Origin of the sequence: Arthrobacter sp. ZGTC212, assembly GCF_002929255.1 — a bacterium.
GTDB classification, from domain to species: Bacteria; Actinomycetota; Actinomycetes; order Actinomycetales; family Micrococcaceae; genus Arthrobacter_B; species Arthrobacter_B sunyaminii.
Window position 1 is genome coordinate 202,714 of record NZ_PJIJ01000001.1, and the last position, 16,704, is coordinate 219,417.

The window sequence follows — 16,704 nt, forward strand, 5'->3', positions numbered from 1 at the left end:
ATCTTCATGACAAGTGAGGGAGCATCGCCGCGCGCTGCGGCGCCGCAGCTGCACCGCGTTCGAGACACCATCTCAGGATGGGCTGCGAATGACAACAATACTCTGTGCCAGCTTAGCGCCAGACCCGCCGCATATGCACGGCGCTGGAGGCATCTTCGGATGCCGTCCTCTGGGATCTGAAGAGACATCCGATGTTCGTTCCGGCAAGGAAGGGCAAGTGGTCAGGAAAGGTCAGATGTTATTTGGTGGAACCGAATTTCTTAAGGTTCGTAGTGTTAATAACTCCTGTGGATACTGTGGATAACCTAGTCGATCGCGGCGTCATGGCTTTTGTTGCCTGTGGATAACCTGTGGGCACCGCATGCCGCGTCTAGGCCGGGCTGTGGGGAACTTTTTTGTAATTCCGCGTATCCACAGGGAAGTGCAGCTGGTTGGGAGTTATCCACCGGGTTATCCACACCCTTGTCCACAAATGTTAATTTCGAGCCCCTGCGGGGCTCTGCATCCGCGGAATCCCGGGGATTATGCCTCCCGCTGCTGCTGCTTGATGCGGTTTGTCAGTTCAGTGACCTGGTTGTAGATGGCGCGGCGCTCAGCCATGAGCTCCCTGATTTTGCGGTCCGCGTGAATCACCGTGGTGTGGTCCCGCCCGCCGAGTTCCTGTCCGATCTTGGGCAGCGACATGTCCGTAAGTTCACGGCAGAGGTACATGGCGATCTGGCGGGCCGTGACCAGGGTCCTGGTGCGGGACTTGGAACACAGTTCTTCCAGCGAGATCTGGAAATAGGCTGCTGTCTGCCCGAGGATTGATGCCGCGGTTATTTCCTGGGCGCCGTCGTCGGTAATCAGGTCTTTGAGCACAATCTCAGCCAGTCCCACGTCCACCTGCTGCCGATTGAGGCTGGCGAAGGCGGTTACTCGGATCAGGGCGCCCTCCAGCTCGCGAATGTTGGTGGAAATTTTGGAGGCGATGTACTCAAGGACATCGTCAGGAGCACTCAGGCTGTCGCCGATGGCCTTCTTGCGCAGGATCGCAATACGGGTTTCCAGCTCCGGCGGCTGCACATCGGTGAGCAGGCCCCACTCGAAGCGGGACCGCATCCGTTCCTCAAAGCCCGAAAGCTGCTTGGGCGGTAGATCGGAAGTGATGACGACCTGTTTGTTGTGGTTGTGCAAGGCATTGAACGTATGGAAGAACTCTTCCTGCGTAGCATCCTTGTTGGCCAGGAACTGGATGTCGTCAATGAGCAGGATGTCCACATTGCGGTAGAGCTGCTTGAAGCTGGCTCCCTCGTCATACCGGATGGAGTTGATGAAGTCGTTGGTGAACTCCTCGGAATTTACGTACCGCACGCGGATGCCCGTGTAAAGGTGCCGGGCATAGTGTCCAATGGCGTGCAGCAGGTGGGTCTTTCCCAGCCCCGAATCCCCGTAGATGAACAAGGGGTTGTAGGCCTTGGCGGGGGCTTCGGCCACAGCCACCGCGGCGGCGTGCGCAAACCGGTTGGAGGAACCGATCACGAACGTCTCGAAGACGTACTTGGGATTGAGCCGGCCGAATTCCTGGGAAGTGCTCGGCGGTGTGGGAGAGGGAGCGCTTTCACCGCTCGGGACCGGATTCGGTGCGGGCTGTTCGGGTTCCGGTTCGGGATCGGCCTTCACCGCCGGCAGCATGTCCGCGTCAATGACGAAAGCACATTGGATATCGGCCTGGAAGACTCCCCGCAGGACCTCATCCAGAATGTGCTTGAGCTGGGTCTGCAGAACCTCGCGGGTCAGTTCGTTGGGCACCGCCACCAGCAGAGTGGTTCCGATCAGACCCTGTGCCTGGGCCAGAACCACGAATCCGCGCTGCCGGGGAGAGACTCGGTCGTCCGTTTCCAGCGTTCGAATAACCTTGCGCCAGGAACTGCCGACGTCGTTGATTTCGTCCGTGCCCACAAAAACCTCTCGTGATCGCCCTCAGCGGTCTCAGAAAACATGGAAGCCCGGGCGGGTTTCCGGCGATTCATCCACAGACTTATACACAGTTGGTGGATAAACCGCCCGACGCCTAGCCTAAGGGATGATTTCCCCCTGTGGTAGCTGGAATCCGCCTGTGGACAGGCTCTGGGACAGGGCTCACACCACCCTGTGGGCAGGTATGCTGGAAGGAGTTGTCCACAGGTGTGGATGAAACTCTATGAACAGGCAAGTGGTCAGGGCCGCCCAATCCCGGTTTGACTGGGGGCGGTCCTGCCCCTAACGTGGAGTAGTCCTTTGTGTCTGCTATCTGCACTCATTCATGCCCATCAGGGTTCTGGGAATCAGGGTCCAGGTCCGGGTTGAGAGCAGTCAGTCACATGAAAAAAGCGCCGCTTGTTCTTCCCCCTTGTCGTAGCAAGCCAGCGCAACTCAGATTGTCTTGGAGTAACTACCGTGAGCAAGCGGACTTTTCAGCCGAATAACCGCCGTCGTGCCAAGAAGCACGGCTTCCGCCTTCGCATGCGTACCCGTGCCGGCCGTGGAATCCTTTCCGCACGCCGCGCCAAGGGCCGCACCGAACTGTCGGCATAAACAGCTTTAAGTTTGTCGATGCTGCGTACCTGCAGCTCCGCAATCGATTCCAGGCGGCCTAAATGCTGGCCGTAGGAAACCGGGTGCGGACGTCGACGGATTTTTCTCATACTGTACGTTCCGGTGCCCGAAGTGGGCGCCGGAACGTAGTGTTATATGCGGTGAGAACCGGGCCACGCCCGACCCGCGTAGGCTTCATCGTCGCCAAAAGCGTCGGGAACGCAGTGACACGCAACCTCGTTAAGAGAAGACTGAGGGAAGCAGCTGCGGAGAGTCTGCGTGAGTACCCCACCGGATACGACGTGGTGGTCCGTGCGTTGCCGCCGGCGGCAACGGCGTCGTGGCAGGAACTCCGTACGGACTATATGGGAGCGCTTCGCACCTGTGCAGGCAAACTCGACCGTGTTCCATCGTTTGACCAGAAGAGGTGATCTGCTGATGAGCCGCTCCGGTACCAATCCGGGAAAGGCTGTTCAGAGGGTTGCCTCTTTTGTGTGGAATCTGCCGCGCTACATGCTGATCGGCCTCCTGGTTGCCTATCGAAAAACCATTTCGCCCCTTTACGGGCCGGTCTGCAGGTTCTTTCCGTCCTGCTCCGCCTATGCTCTTGAAGCCGTGACTGTTCATGGTGCAGTGCGCGGTACTTGGCTGGCTGCCCGGCGGCTGGTTCGCTGCCACCCCTGGAACGACGGCGGGGTGGACCACGTCCCGCACGGAGACAGGAATTGGGATCCGAACAGGGTTCCGAGAATTATTGTGCTGAATCACCCCGTGATTCCAGCCGACGAAGACAGCCGCGAAGCGGCCTGAGGAGTATAAATGGGTTTCTTCGAGACGATACTGTTCCCCTTTAAGTGGGTAGTGTCCTGGATCATGTGGATCTTCCACGAGGGTTTTGTTTTCCTCGGGATGGATGCCGCATCCGGCTGGACATGGACGCTGTCCATCATTGGCCTGGTGATCGTGATTCGGGCCGCCTTGATCCCGGTCTTCGTGAAGCAGATCAAGGCACAGCGCGGCATGCAGTCGCTGCAGCCGGACTTGAAGAAACTCCAGCAGAAGTACAAGGGTAAAACCGACCAGCTCTCCCGTCAGGCTATGACGCAGGAGCAGATGGCGCTGTACAAGAAGCACGGCACCAACCCGTTTGCTGCCTGCCTGCCCATGCTGATCCAGATGCCGTTCTTCTTCGCCCTGTTCCAGGTGCTGAACGGCGTTTCCAAGGCCAGCGACACCGGCGCCCACATTGGTGCCCTGTCCTCTGAAGCCATCCAGCAGTTCGATGAAGCCACCATCCTCGGTGCTCCGCTGTCCTCCTCGCTGCTGCACGGCGGCGGCGGAGACGGCCAGCTCGCCGTCGTCATCCTTTCCATCGTCATGATCCTGGCCATGACCGCTTCGCAGTTCATCACCCAGAAGCAGATCATGTCCAAGAACATGTCTGAAGAGGCTCTGGCCAGCCCCTTCATGAAGCAGCAGAAGATGATGCTCTACATCCTGCCGCTCGTGTTTGGTATCGGTGGCATCAACTTCCCCATCGGCGTGCTTATCTACTGGACCACCACCAACCTGTGGACCATGGGACAGCAGTTCTTCGTCATCCGCCGGATGCCCACCCCGGGCTCCCCTGCGGCCAAGGCAATGGCCGAACGCCGTGCGAAGAAGGGACTTCCCATGGTCCCGCTGCTCGGCGAGAAGAAGTCCGACACCGTTGAGCCGGCTCCGGTGGCCGTAAAGACCCAGCGTGTCCAGCCCCAGCGGAAGAACAGGAAAAAGCGATGACCACTGAGCCCGCCGCGGAGACACCGGAAACTGGTTTAGAGACAGCAGGGACTGAACCTGCAGCTGATCCGCAGGCGGGCGCTGCCCGCCCCGGCCGCCTCGAAGAAGAGGGAGACGTTGCTGCGGACTACCTCGAGGAATTGCTGGACATCGCCGATATCGACGGAGACATCGACATCGAGGTCCGCAGCGGCAGGACTTACATCTCGGTTGTGGCGGAGGAAGGCGACGCCAGCGGTCTGCAGCATCTTGTCGGCAAGGACGGCGAAGTTCTGGAAGCACTGCAGGAACTGACACGGCTTTCCGTACTGACAGCCACTGACAATCGTTCCCGTCTCGTTCTGGACATCACCGGGTACCGCCAGGAGCGCAGCGCCGAACTGCAGGTCATTGCGGAGAAGGCCGTTGCCCAGGTCCGGGAAAGCGGCAAGGAAATCGCACTTAGCCCCATGAGTGCCTACGAGCGAAAGATCGTGCACGACGCCGTGGCGGATCTCGGGCTCGTCAGCGAATCCGAGGGCGAAGGGGCCGCGCGCCACATTGTGGTGTCGCAGGCTGAAGCCTAGGCCGGGCCACTTACTACTGGAAACTGCACTGCAGACAAAGGACACACACTTCGTGGTTGAAACATCGCCCGCTGAACGCGTAGCGGCGGAAAGAATCTTCGGCTCCCGGCTGGATCTGGCGGAACGCTATGTCGGACACCTGGCTACGTCGGGGATGGAACGGGGCCTCCTGGGGCCGCGAGAGGTGCCACGGCTGTGGAGCAGGCACGTGCTGAACTGCGCCGTCGTCGCGGACCTCATCGATGAAAACCTGCGGGTGGCAGATGTTGGCAGCGGCGCAGGCCTTCCGGGCCTGTGCCTGGCGATAGCACGTCCTGATCTTCACCTCACCCTCATCGAGCCCCTCGAGCGCCGGGTTAACTGGCTGAATGAGGTGGTGGAGGACCTCGGCCTGGACAACGTGACAGTCCTTCGGGGACGGGCTGAACAGGTCGTCAAGGATGTTGATGCAGACGTAGTGACCGCCCGTGCGGTGTCGGCACTGTCCACTCTGGCCGGCCTAACCATTCCCCTCCTGAAGGGAAAGGGAGAGGTCCTGGCCATCAAGGGACGCAGCGCCGAGGAAGAGATTGCCAAGGCTGCCAAAGCAATCCGCAAGCTCGGGGGCCGCGAAACGTCCATTGTGACGGCTGGCGAGGACCTTCTGGAAGAACACACAACGGTTGTTCGCATCCTCGTGGGGTAGTGGCCCGCAGCACTATCTTGTGCACACACCGGCCTCGATCCGGGATATTTGCCGGGCAGCGGATAGGCTGGATGGACTAATGCCTATGTTTGGAAAGTGAGCATGTCCAGGTGAGTGCGCGCCGCGATTCCGGAGCAAAACGAATTCCCCCTTTTGCTGCTTTGGGTTCTGCCCTCTCCGCACAGTTCTCCCGGATTCAACCCCAAATGTTTGCAACTACTCAAGATCCCGCACAGATTCCATCAAGTGCTCCCGAGGTTCAAGAACCGGTAACGGAGGCACCTGTGATTCAGACCGCGCTGGTGCCGTCGACGGAACCTGATTGGCCCGCAGCGGGCAATTCTGCGCCCGCCGCCGGGAGCGAGCTTGTTTCACGTGAAACGACACACAGTGCTGTTCCCCTGCAGACCGCGGTCGAACCGTCCGCGGGCCCCGAGGCTATCGAAGGTGGTGTATCTGACGCGGCGGTCATACCGTCGACGTCGGTGGACGTTATGGATTTGATGGACGAAAGCACCCCGCTTGCCCGGGAACTGGCACACGAAAACCGCCGCCGCGAAAAGCTCCGCGGCCGCGTTCTTCCCCGCCCCGCGGAAACGCGCATCATGACGGTTAGCAATCAAAAGGGCGGTGTAGGCAAAACCACCACCACCGTGAACCTGGCTGCCGCACTTGCCACCGCGGGTCTGAACGTCCTGGTGATTGACATAGATCCGCAGGGAAATGCTTCTACCGCCCTTGGCATCGATCACCGCGCCGAAGTGGAGAGTATCTATGACGTACTCATCGATGATCTCCCGCTGGGAAATGTTGTGGCCCAGTGCCCCGATATCTCCAACCTGATCTGTGCGCCGGCAACAATTCACCTTGCTGGCGCTGAGATTGAGCTGGTTTCGCTGGTAGCCCGTGAGCAGCGGCTCCGGAGAGCCATCGACGTTTATGCCGCGGAGCGTGAACGGAACGGCCAGGAGCGACTGGACTACATTTTTATTGACTGCCCGCCGAGTTTGGGACTGCTGACCGTGAACGCGTTTGTCGCGGCGCGGGAGGTCCTTATTCCTATCCAGTGCGAGTACTACGCACTCGAAGGCCTGAGTCAGCTCCTGAAGAACATTGAGATGATTCAGAAGCACTTGAACGCTGACTTGGTTGTCTCCACGATTCTGCTGACCATGTACGACGGACGCACCAACCTGGCGGCGCAGGTGGCAGCCGAAGTGCGGGAACATTTCCCAGACCAGGTTTTGGGTGCAGTGGTGCCGCGGTCGGTCCGTATTTCTGAAGCACCGAGTTACCAGCAGACGGTCATGACATATGATCCGTCCTCCAGCGGCGCCTTGTCTTACCTTGAGGCCGCAGCGGAGATCGCCCAGCGCGGGTAGACACCCCGGGTCCTTGCGCCGTTACGGACGCGATGAACCGTAGAATACAGTCACAATCAATCCATGCCGCTTGTGTGCATAAGGGAAGGACATACCCATGACCGAAAAGCGTCGTGGTTTGGGAAGAGGCCTGGGGGCACTAATCCCCAGCAGTGCAGCACCCGAGGAACCTGCATCCACGTCTTCGGTGCCCACACGCGCCGGGCGTCCCGTCGATGTGTTCTTCCCGTCCGCCGCAGACAACGTAACGCCCTCTCGGCCGGCCGCCCAGGGCGTCCGGAGAGGCAGCGGCATCAACAAGGATGCCCTCCGGGGCCCCGCTTCCAAGGGCTCAACTGCGTCGTCGCCGCGTCAGCAGAACCGCACACAGCCGTCGGGCCATGAGGACGGCTTGGGAGTTGCCGGCGAAGAAACCTCGCACAAGGGATCCATGTCCGGTGCTGCCAAGCGCACTGCCAAGGCCGTGAAGGCTCCTGAGGGCGGTTCCGTGGGCAGCGGCGACATCCAGGGTGTCGAGCCTGCTCAGGACGCCGTACGGGCCTCTGAGGGTAGCAGCGTTTCACGTGAAACACTCGTGGAGGTGCCCGGAGCGACCTTTGCCGAGATTCCGGTGGACTCCATCCACCCGAACAGAAAACAGCCTCGGTCGGTCTTCGATGAAGAGGACATGGCCGAGCTGGTTCACTCGATCCGCGAGATCGGTGTTCTTCAGCCGATCGTGGTCCGGCCCTCCGCAGAAAATGATCCCGAGCACCCTTATGAACTGGTCATGGGTGAACGCAGATGGCGGGCCAGTCGTGAGGCTGGACTGGAAGCTGTTCCGGCAATTATCCGCTCCACCCAGGACGTGGATCTGCTCCGGGATGCCCTGCTGGAGAACCTTCACCGCAGCCAGCTCAATCCGTTGGAAGAAGCGGCAGCGTACCAGCAGCTTCTGGACGACTTTGAGTGCTCCCACGAGGAGTTGGCGGACCGCATTGGGCGGTCGCGACCGCAGGTTACCAACACATTGCGGTTGATGAAACTTCCTCCTCTCGTACAGCGCCGGCTTGCAGCCGGGATACTGTCCGCCGGGCATTCACGAGCACTGCTGGGACTGGCCGATGCGGCGGAGATGGAGAAGCTGGCGCAGCGTATTGTCGCTGAGGGTCTTTCAGTCCGTGCAACTGAGGAGATTGTTGCTCTAAGTGACGGGCTTCGGCGTCCCGCCAAGGCAGCGAAACCGAAAAGCGGCGCGCGTCATGAACGCCTTGACTACCTTGCCACCTCCCTTTCAGACCGGCTGGATACCAATGTGAAAATCACTCTGGGTGCGCGCAAGGGCAAAGTCAGCATTGAGTTCGCCAGCGTTGATGATCTGAACCGGATTATGGGAGTGCTGGCCCCGCCGGCGAACTAGGGCCATTGTGGTGTTTCACGTGAAACACCCGCCTGGTCAGCTGTCCTGTACCGCCTTCGCGGCGTCAGTACTGCACGTCTGATATCGAGGTAATGGCGACACGGCATCCGAGGACCGCACCCTGATCGCGGAACGAAATCGTTTGCCGCACGAACGGTCAGCAGTTGGTGCGCCGGGGAGGTCTTGTTCCGCGCAGCGAGTCGTGGCTCAAAGAGCCGCAGGATCGGTTGGAGATGACCGGAAGGCTGGTTGCCTGCCAGTCTTGAACACCGGGATGATTCAGTTTCTGGGTGCGCTATACAGCCGACTGTTCTCCGGTTCGCACGTTGCATGCCTGCCCCAGCCCTCTCGCCCTAATGAGTTGGGGATGTGTCGGCGCCTGTGTTTCACGTGGAACATGGTCTTTTGGGCGGCTGCGTCGCCGCCATTCATCCGCTTTGCCCAGTGGGTCAGGGTCTCAGGGTAGTGCTGCTCCTGGATAGGCAATTAACCTCTCCGCTTCGCGGCTACCTCTGATTTAGGCCATGTGTCGAGGGAGAACAGACCCGGGAACAACAGAAGTACGTTAGATGTGCTGTCGTCTATGAGCGCTTGATCGCGGCTCCCGACATAATCCGTAGTCGCCCACAGCCAGGTCCGTAGCCGTCCGTTCTTCCGTTTCACGTGAAACGTTACGACCACGTGAGTACTGGCTGCTGGGTGACGCATGACCGACATCCGGGTCGGTTCCTGGGTGCAGAATTATATCCGTTTCACTGTGGCTCATGAGCCGGAGGTGTCTTGTCTGTCTCTGGGGTATCAACAAGCAGACCTTGCTTACCCCGTCGGCTTCCTATGTTCCGCCCTGGTGGATGTCCGAGACTGAGCGAATACGGACCACCCGATTTACTGCAAAAAGACCGCACCTTTTGTACTGGCCGCCATGAGATCCTTTTGTTTCACGTGAAACGTCATTGACTGTCCGTGCCACGGCACCCGTCCCGATCCGCGGTCGGCACACGCCGCAGTTTCTTCGCTGGCCTGGAAGCAGCACACCCTGGTAGACGGCGACCCCCGAAGAATGTGCGCCAGTGGCGTCCTACACTGTCAGCGCGCATCATCCCGGAGCGGTAGACCACGGGGTGTGGAGATACGGTTCCGCTTGGCGGGCGCCTCTGGTCTCGGCTGTGTCGGAAGGCCCCAAACTCCGCTGGATCCCCGCGTGCGGTCTGGGCATGGGATCGTGTCGGCTCGACTGTATGCCTCTGTCTTTCACGGTACTCATCGCCCCCCGTCCGCCGGCCTGTCGGTGTACGTGTAGCTGGTATGCCGCGGACGCGTGCCCGATTGAAGGCCGGGGTCTGGCAGGCTATCTGACTCGTCGCTGGCCCCGGTCCCCGGTCCCCGGTCCTGACATCGCCGCTCAACACCTGCCAGGGGACGAATCCCTTAGGTCTCTATGTCTGTTTCACGTGAAACAAGTGTCGAGCTTCTCTCCAGGTAGCCGCACGCGAGGAGTCCGTTATGAATTCCGGAGATGCCATTGTTGTCCGCGGCCACCGTCCTACCCAGGTGTTGCATGCCGCTTCCAACCGGTTTAGATGAACTTCGACGTGCACTCGCCGTCCACCGCCGTAGCTATGGCGATTCGACGACCCCCACCACAGTTCCTTGTTTCACGTGAAACGCCGTCACCCAGCGGGAGCCCGGCCGTGAATCGTCGAGTTTACGGAGGACTGCGGTCTTCACGATATTGAAGGCGGTGGCCGGGTGGCGGGTGCCGGTGGTGCCAGCACTTTCACCTCAGTCGAGCGGCGACTTGGCTAGCCTGAGTGCTGAGGCATCGTGGATGGATGACCATCGTGAATGGATGCGTCGGGCGTATCTCGTGGGGGTGTCCGTAGGTAGCTTCGATGCAGTGCATGAGTAACTACCTGAGTAGTACCGCTGTTTGTGTGCAAGCCAACGAACCGAGTGAGTTAGTCCGAGAGGGATGTCCAGTTCACTCCCGGTTCCGTCGAGTAATGCTGTTTAGTGCGCTCCCGGCATGAGAGCAAAACCCAACCCACTGGTTTCCGGCATCCGCTGCAGGGAGGGACTTCGCCCGGCCGGAGATTGCGGACGACGTCAGGTGCGGCGAACCGAGGCAGCCTGTTCTTGACGTAATCCGGCATCAACCGTGTATCAGCATCGAGAAGGAGCATGCCTTCATAATTGGACGCCAGAGCGTAGTACTCAATTCCGGCGGCAAGCGCACTGGCCTTTCCCCGGTTCGGATGCGGTTCCAGACAGTTCACCCCTTCGGCTTCGGCGATTACCGAAGTTGCGCCGGTGGAACCATCCGAAACAACGTGAAGGTTGGAGGTAAGGACGAGCACTTTGGCTCAGGCGATGGTTTCCGCGATCACGAGTTCTTCATGGTGTGCTGCTATCTGACGGCAACCTGATTCGGGAAGACAGTGTGAGTCTGTGGGCGGCCAACTTGGTTCGGGGATGCTTGGGTTATGTAATTCCCCGATTCGGCGAAGCAGGCCGAGCGTGCTCGATAGGGGAGTGGCGATCCCCAGCATCAGCAGTGCAATGACCAATATTGCCCATGGTTCCACGTTCCTACCCCCGAAGACTTTTTAGATGAACTTCGAACTGCGGACGGCGTGGCTGCTGGTTCACTCATGCTGCACCTGGCTGGCGGTGACGACTTCCCGCCAGGGGTCGGCCGGAACGTGCGTCTGGTCCAGCAATTACCGACTCACACGGTCGGGGGCGTTCAGAGATTCAAAACCTAGGCAGCCATTGAGGGCGGGCGAGACGTCCATGCCGGCACCGTTGTGAAGGGTGTTGGCGGGACAGATGTCGTCATTCCCGAAAACGTAAGCGACGTCGTCATAGAGTGCTGCTCCCGCGTCATGGATCTGGCTGTAGCATTCCGGCTCGTCCGCCCAGGGGACGACGGAACCCCGCATGGCGAAGGCCCGGGGAACGTTGACGTCGTCGAACGGGAGATCAAGGCAGAACGGATTTTCGCGGCGGGGAGCATATACCCATGCAACCAACCCTCGTCTTCTGCCCGCTGCTCGGCTTCGCAGCTATTGTCGATCACCGCTCCGTCACACCCTCCGTAGATGCATCCGCAGGACTCCCGGACGCTCAATGACGGACCATGCGTCAGGCCGGCTGCGCCTTCGGGAACCGGAGGGCGTTGTCCATGCCGTGGGAGTGAAGTCTCCGGAGGGTTCCAGGAAGGGACCGGCCGTCCATTCTGCCATTCACCCAAATTGGCCCGATAGTAAAGACTGAGCTGGGGTGGCACATCGGCAGTGCAGGAGAGTCTCAACAAGTAACGGCGACCAGGTTGGACGGCAGGGGAAAACGTACCCAGATCCTGCGTCTGTGTCAGTTTGGCATCACCGCTTTCATAGCCTCGCACGGTCACACCAGCGCACCCGTGCCTCCCCGCGGGGCCCGGCGCCCTGGTCAACTCCGCGGTGTTGCTGCCGCAGTGGCCCGGGACCAGCAAAGGCCCGCCAATCACCTCCTGCACTGAGAGGACCACAGTCGGACTGATGGTTTCCCGTATTGCCAGCCAGGTGACAAACTCATAAAGCAGGGGCTCCTCTGTATCAATGGGCCGGCTACGCCTTTGGCCTGCCGGAGGGCCATGAATCCGGTTTCGTCCAGCAAACCTGACTTCATGTAGAAGGTTCCCTTCATGTCCACGGTGTTGAGGATTTCAGCCGCACGTGCCGCACCGCTGACCCCGTCGTCGAACGTCAGGCTCACTACCGTTTGCCCGGGGGGCGAAGGGGAGCGACTCGGAGGGTATGTAAGCCGGAAGGGGCTGTGCTGACGCGACGGCACGTGTGTTGTCTGGGGAACCCCAGCCGGCCACTGTCAGCCATTGGCCTCGAAGATCAGGAAGGCCATAGGAAGAGACAACACCAGGAGAGCGGCAAAGGTTTGCAGAGACCGTTTATGTTTGCGGTGCGACGGCAGTCGGCGAGCAGACTTGGTGCCCATATTCAAAGACCCTCGAACTGAACCAGCCCACCTGTGGCAGGTTCAGCCTCCTTCCTAAACGTTGGCACGCGACGGCGAGGAGACCATCCTGGCCACCGTCCGGGGTTCCGGCAGCAACATTGGCGGTTGAAAAGCCACGCAATAGCCGCATGCACCGGCAGCTAGGGTGGCGTCCAGCACCACTTCGGTTCCTGGATATTGGCGCAGGCTTGTGAGCGGGTCTTCGACAATGAGCATGACGCCGACGGCGGCGCCAGATGGAACAACCGGTCCGCACCGGCGATCACGCTGTCAGCGGCGGTCCGGTCCAAAATGGTTCTCTCGAGAAAGTGGAAGCCGGGGTAGTCCAGCACTCCGCGGAGGTTTTCCAGGGAACCGGTGGACAGATCATCCAGGACCGTCACGTCGTCGCCAGCAGCAGGAGGTATTCAGAAAGATGGCTGCCGATAAAGCCGGCGCCGCCCGTTACTGCTGTTTTATGGTGGTGTATTCCCTGCAAAGAAGTGGTGCGGCTGAGAATCACAGCGCAATGATGATGGGGCCTGCGGGAAGTCTGTAGGCGGCGCCCAGGACGGCGGGTACCGAGGTCAGCCATGACGCGTCAAAGTCGGTGTGCGGCGAGCACCGAATTGAACCGCATGAACCCGAACGGTTTGGTGTCTGCGGAGTCGATGACATCCATCACCGGGATATCCAGAGCCCACAGATATCGGCGAACTTGTTGGCCAGGGCGATAGCCACGGCACGGAAGGTGTTCTCCAGCAGCTTTGTCTTTCCGCGGCCTCGGCCGCTGGCACCAGATGCACGGCGGGCACGTATTTGTTCAGCCCGGGGGACATCCTCCTGGCTGAAATCATCCACGTCCGGATTGATGCGTTCCGGCCTGAACGCCACATGCAGGTGCCTTCCTGTATCCAACCCGCGGGTTGCCAAGGGGCCCACAAAGAGCCCGGGTGCTGCCCACGTAGGTTGATGACGTCAGGACGAGCAACTGGCGCGGAACGGCGTGTTCCACCACCGTGCGGCAGGCGCTGGACAGGATGGAAAGGTCCGGCACCAGACATGTGTCGACCGGCGTGGGGACGGCCACGACAACAGCGGCGGCGCTGGAGAGCCGCGGCGGATCGCACGTCAGATCAAACGCCGGGTCCTCCAACGCACGGTCCGAACGGTCGCGGTCGCCTTCGAGCAGGTCGGCGCGCTGGCCCAGAATGGCCTGCAGCCGGCGGGAGTTGACGTCAATCCCCAGCACCCGGTAGCCGGCCTCCGGAAAGCCAGGGAAGTCGGCAGCCCGACGTAGACGTAGCCCATGCCCACCACCGCAACGTGCAATTCGAACGAACAGCGGCTTTTCGCGAGGATACTTTTCACCACGGCTAACGCCTCGGGAATGAGGCTGCGGACGCGTTGGATGGTTGGCAGCGCAACGGCATGGGTGTCGACTATGGGGTCTACAGCCGGCACCTCCTAGCCGGGCACTTGCCAGTAGCCGCCTAAACAACGACGGCGGCGTCCCCCGCGAAGGGGACGCCGCCGTCGTATTGTGCGGTGGATGCCTGTTAGAGTCCGGCTACGCGCCGTTCCTCCGGAACTTCCGCCGGATTGAAACGGAACACATCGTCCAGAGCCAAGGTGCCCGTGGGCTGGTCCTCTTCTTCGAGCAGGTAGAGGCGCTGAATGCCGATAACGATGGAATCGGCCACCGTTTGCCGGAAAACCGGATCTGCCAGCCGTTCCGCGTCGCCGCGGTTGCTGAGGTAACCAAGGTCCAGGCCGACGGAGGGGATTCCGGAGAGCTTGAGGGTGTCCCACGTGCGGCCGTGGACGCCCAGGCTGTCCATACCGGTCCGGGCGGCCAGTTCCTTCATCAGCAGGATGGCGGCGCGGTGACCGATGGGCGATCGTGCTTCACCGGTTCCGGGCAAGCCCCAGTAAAAGGCGGCGATTCCGGAAGCCGCCTGCTGGTCCAGCCAGTCACAGTGGAGATCCAGGCTGAGGCTGGGGACCCTCTCGCCACCGCCGTCCACACCGGCGAAGGCGGAGGCACGGGAAACAACTCCGGCACCGAACTCGCGCAGAATACGCTCCACACGCTGCCCGATGTCGGCGGCAACCATGGCTTCGGTCAGTGGCCGGGATGTCAGCCGGTCGACGGCGTGGGGCGAGGCCAGCTCGGAGCTTCCGGTGCTGAGGGCGATCAAACGGCCGCGCAGCGCAGCGGTGGAACGGTCCAGCCGCTCATAGTCACGCAGGGCAAATGCCTGGCTGGGCGTGATGGCGCGGTTAACCCGGGCCATGGCCCGAATAGTGTCCTGGTCGCAGACGCCGGTGCCGGGAATGCCGAGGTTGTTCTGCAGTTCGGCAACGGCATAACGGGTACGGACGTTGAATTCGCCGTCGATGTGGCCGTAGTAGAACCCCAGGTGCGAGAGGTGCCGCTGGAGTTCTGCAACGTCATCGCCCCGTATTGGCTGCTGGCCTTCGACCAGGGCCAAGACGCGGTCCCCGAAGCGGAATTGCGCTTCAGCCAGGGCACGCAGGGTGTCGGGTCCGGCCACGCCGTCCACGATGAGCCCGCGGCTTTGCTGGAAGGAACGGACGGCGGCGTCCACGTGATCGTCAAAGAGATCGGGGTTGTTGACGGAGTCCGGAGCCAAATAGGACATGGAGATGCCGGCGCTCAGCAGCGCTTCGCGAAGCGCCCTGACACGCCGGCCGGCGTCCATTCTCCGCAGGGTTTCTCCTGCCGGGTGCATGGTCGGTGACTTACTTCAGGAAGGCCGCAAATTCCTGTTCCAGGACCTGCTTGGGCTTGGCGCCGATGGACGTGGCAGCCACTTCACCGCCCTGGAATACGTAGACAGCGGGAATGGACGTGATGCCGTACTTGGCGGCAATGGCGGGGTTGTCATCCACGTTCACCTTCACGACGTCCACCTTGTCCGCGTACTGCGCGGCAATGTCGTCGAGGATGGGGGAGAGCATGCGGCACGGGCCGCACCACTCTGCCCAGAAGTCAACAATGACGGGCTTGTCGGCGGTGAGGACGTCGGCGCCGAAGGAAGCGTCGGTGACATCTTTAGCGTTGCTCATGTGGTGCTCCTTACAGATTTCTGCGAACTTAGAGGGCGGCGTGTTCGGATACGGCTTCAGCCGGCGGGGTAGGCACTTCGGCGGCGGTGGCCACCGAATCGCCCAGGTCAGCCAGGTAGTGCTCAACGTCGATGGCAGCCACGCAGCCCGAACCCGAAGCGGTGATCGCCTGGCGGTAGGTGGGGTCAATGACGTCGCCGGCGGCGAACACGCCGGGCAGGGAGGTCTTGGAGGTGCGGCCGGCGACGGCGATGGTGCCTTCGCTGGTCAGCTCCAGCTGGTCCTTGACCAGGTCGGTCCGCGGGTCGTTGCCGATGGCGACGAAGACGCCGGTGACGGCCAGGTCGGACTCGGATCCGTCCACCGTGCTGCGCAGGCGCAGACCGGTGACCTTGTCTTCACCGTGGATGCCAGCCACTTCCGAATCCCAGACAAAGCGGATCTTCTCGTGGGACAGGGCGCGGTCCTGCATGATCTTGGACGCACGCAGAGTGGAGCGGCGGTGGACCACGGTCACGCTGGAGGCAAACTTCGTCAGGAACAGGGCCTCTTCCAGAGCGGAATCGCCGCCGCCGATGACGGCGATGTCCTGGCCCTTGAAGAAGAAACCGTCGCAGGTGGCACACCAGCTGACGCCGCGGCCGGACAGGCGCTTCTCGTCCTCGAGGCCCAGCTCGCGGTAGGCGGAGCCGGTGGAGATGATGACGGCCCGCGCCAGGAAGGTTTCGCCGGTGCCGATGGTGACCTTCTTGATGTCGCCGTCGAGCTCCAGGGAGGTGACGTCCTCAAAAAGGATTTCCGTACCGAAGCGCGCTGCCTGCTTCTCGAACTGGGCCATCAGGTCCGGACCCATGACGCCTTCGGGGAAGCCGGGGAAATTCTCCACGTCCGTGGTGTTCATCAGCTCACCGCCGGCGGTAACCGAGCTGGCAATCAGCAGCGGCTTGAGGTTGGCGCGCGCCGTGTAAACGGCGGCGGTGTAACCGGACGGACCGGAACCGACAATGATGACGTCGCGTACGCCGTCGGCGGCTGCGGGGGTTTCGATGCTCACGGTTAGGTGTTCCTCTTCCTGTTGAAAACTTCAGCGATCCTGCAGTAGTCCTGACGAATCATGTTCTGTGTGCTTACTCCGGGATCACTGGGCACAACCGTTCCAGGCTCCAGCTTATTCCGGGCAGCGCGTCCCGCACATGTCAGGAGAGCGGGCCGGGTGCCTCCCGGCCCGATCCGTGACGATGCCGG

Annotated in this window: 19 protein-coding genes; 8 read left to right on the forward strand and 11 right to left on the reverse strand. The window is 61.1% G+C overall.

Going from position 1 to position 16,704, the window contains the following annotated elements; translation table 11 throughout:
• Nucleotides 1-522 precede the first annotated feature (522 nt).
• A complete protein-coding gene (dnaA, locus tag CXQ89_RS01050) occupies nt 523-1,941 on the reverse strand; it encodes a chromosomal replication initiator protein DnaA (RefSeq protein ID WP_104053476.1) in 1,419 nt (472 codons plus the stop codon).
• Between the two features lie 477 nt (nt 1,942-2,418).
• On the opposite strand from dnaA, the gene rpmH reads away from it, so the two are divergent.
• The 8 genes from rpmH (at nt 2,419) to CXQ89_RS01090 (ending at nt 8,370) form a co-directional block, all read left to right on the forward strand.
• Nucleotides 2,419-2,556: a 50S ribosomal protein L34 gene (gene rpmH, locus CXQ89_RS01055; RefSeq protein ID WP_056010217.1), complete on the forward strand. Its 138-nt coding sequence runs from the start codon at nt 2,419-2,421 to the stop codon at nt 2,554-2,556.
• A gap of 62 nt (nt 2,557-2,618) precedes the next feature.
• Nucleotides 2,619-2,987, forward strand: coding sequence for a ribonuclease P protein component (gene rnpA / locus CXQ89_RS01060; protein ID WP_104053475.1), 369 nt, complete (start codon nt 2,619-2,621; stop codon nt 2,985-2,987).
• Nucleotides 2,988-2,994: 7 nt separating this feature from the next.
• A complete protein-coding gene (yidD, locus tag CXQ89_RS01065) occupies nt 2,995-3,366 on the forward strand; it encodes a membrane protein insertion efficiency factor YidD (protein ID WP_104053474.1) in 372 nt (123 codons plus the stop codon).
• A gap of 9 nt (nt 3,367-3,375) precedes the next feature.
• Complete coding sequence (gene yidC, locus CXQ89_RS01070) at nt 3,376-4,338, forward strand: membrane protein insertase YidC (protein ID WP_104053473.1); 963 nt, start codon at nt 3,376-3,378, stop codon at nt 4,336-4,338.
• Complete coding sequence (locus CXQ89_RS01075) at nt 4,335-4,904, forward strand: R3H domain-containing nucleic acid-binding protein (RefSeq protein WP_104160005.1); 570 nt, start codon at nt 4,335-4,337, stop codon at nt 4,902-4,904. The genes yidC and CXQ89_RS01075 overlap by 4 nt, the downstream gene beginning before the upstream one ends.
• A gap of 52 nt (nt 4,905-4,956) precedes the next feature.
• Nucleotides 4,957-5,589: a 16S rRNA (guanine(527)-N(7))-methyltransferase RsmG gene (gene rsmG, locus CXQ89_RS01080; RefSeq protein ID WP_104160006.1), complete on the forward strand. Its 633-nt coding sequence runs from the start codon at nt 4,957-4,959 to the stop codon at nt 5,587-5,589.
• A 494-nt stretch (nt 5,590-6,083) separates the two neighbouring features.
• A complete protein-coding gene (locus tag CXQ89_RS01085) occupies nt 6,084-6,971 on the forward strand; it encodes a ParA family protein (RefSeq protein ID WP_104053757.1) in 888 nt (295 codons plus the stop codon).
• A 97-nt stretch (nt 6,972-7,068) separates the two neighbouring features.
• On the forward strand, nt 7,069-8,370 hold the full coding sequence (locus CXQ89_RS01090) for a ParB/RepB/Spo0J family partition protein (protein ID WP_104160007.1): 1,302 nt from the start codon (nt 7,069-7,071) through the stop codon (nt 8,368-8,370).
• A gap of 1,958 nt (nt 8,371-10,328) precedes the next feature.
• Here the strand turns inward: CXQ89_RS01090 and CXQ89_RS19075 are convergent.
• The 10 genes from CXQ89_RS19075 to trxB form a co-directional block, all read right to left on the reverse strand.
• Entirely contained in the window at nt 10,329-10,727 is a 399-nt protein-coding gene (locus tag CXQ89_RS19075; RefSeq protein ID WP_104160008.1) for a glycosyltransferase, read from the reverse strand.
• A 363-nt stretch (nt 10,728-11,090) separates the two neighbouring features.
• Entirely contained in the window at nt 11,091-11,402 is a 312-nt protein-coding gene (locus tag CXQ89_RS01100; protein ID WP_104160009.1) for a hypothetical protein, read from the reverse strand.
• A 475-nt stretch (nt 11,403-11,877) separates the two neighbouring features.
• Nucleotides 11,878-12,207, reverse strand: a complete 330-nt coding sequence (locus tag CXQ89_RS19080; RefSeq protein WP_146067176.1) for a polysaccharide deacetylase family protein — start codon at nt 12,205-12,207, stop codon at nt 11,878-11,880.
• 320 nt (nt 12,208-12,527) lie between these two features.
• Nucleotides 12,528-12,770: a hypothetical protein gene (locus tag CXQ89_RS01105; RefSeq protein ID WP_181032191.1), complete on the reverse strand. Its 243-nt coding sequence runs from the start codon at nt 12,768-12,770 to the stop codon at nt 12,528-12,530.
• Nucleotides 12,767-12,889, reverse strand: coding sequence for a hypothetical protein (locus CXQ89_RS18705; protein ID WP_258059772.1), 123 nt, complete (start codon nt 12,887-12,889; stop codon nt 12,767-12,769). The genes CXQ89_RS01105 and CXQ89_RS18705 overlap by 4 nt, the downstream gene beginning before the upstream one ends.
• A gap of 158 nt (nt 12,890-13,047) precedes the next feature.
• The gene (locus CXQ89_RS18710) at nt 13,048-13,227 is read right to left on the reverse strand and encodes a hypothetical protein (protein ID WP_258059773.1); all 180 of its coding nucleotides are present in this window, start codon (nt 13,225-13,227) and stop codon (nt 13,048-13,050) included.
• Complete coding sequence (locus CXQ89_RS18715; RefSeq protein ID WP_258059775.1) at nt 13,220-13,618, reverse strand: hypothetical protein; 399 nt, start codon at nt 13,616-13,618, stop codon at nt 13,220-13,222. Before CXQ89_RS18715 ends, CXQ89_RS18710 begins: the two co-directional genes overlap by 8 nt.
• Nucleotides 13,619-13,925: 307 nt before the next feature.
• Entirely contained in the window at nt 13,926-15,122 is a 1,197-nt protein-coding gene (locus CXQ89_RS01115) for a peptidoglycan-binding protein (protein ID WP_104053464.1), read from the reverse strand.
• A 10-nt stretch (nt 15,123-15,132) separates the two neighbouring features.
• Entirely contained in the window at nt 15,133-15,459 is a 327-nt protein-coding gene (gene trxA / locus CXQ89_RS01120) for a thioredoxin (RefSeq protein WP_104053463.1), read from the reverse strand.
• Nucleotides 15,460-15,487: 28 nt separating this feature from the next.
• Entirely contained in the window at nt 15,488-16,507 is a 1,020-nt protein-coding gene (gene trxB, locus CXQ89_RS01125; RefSeq protein ID WP_372434198.1) for a thioredoxin-disulfide reductase, read from the reverse strand.
• Nucleotides 16,508-16,704 lie beyond the last annotated feature (197 nt).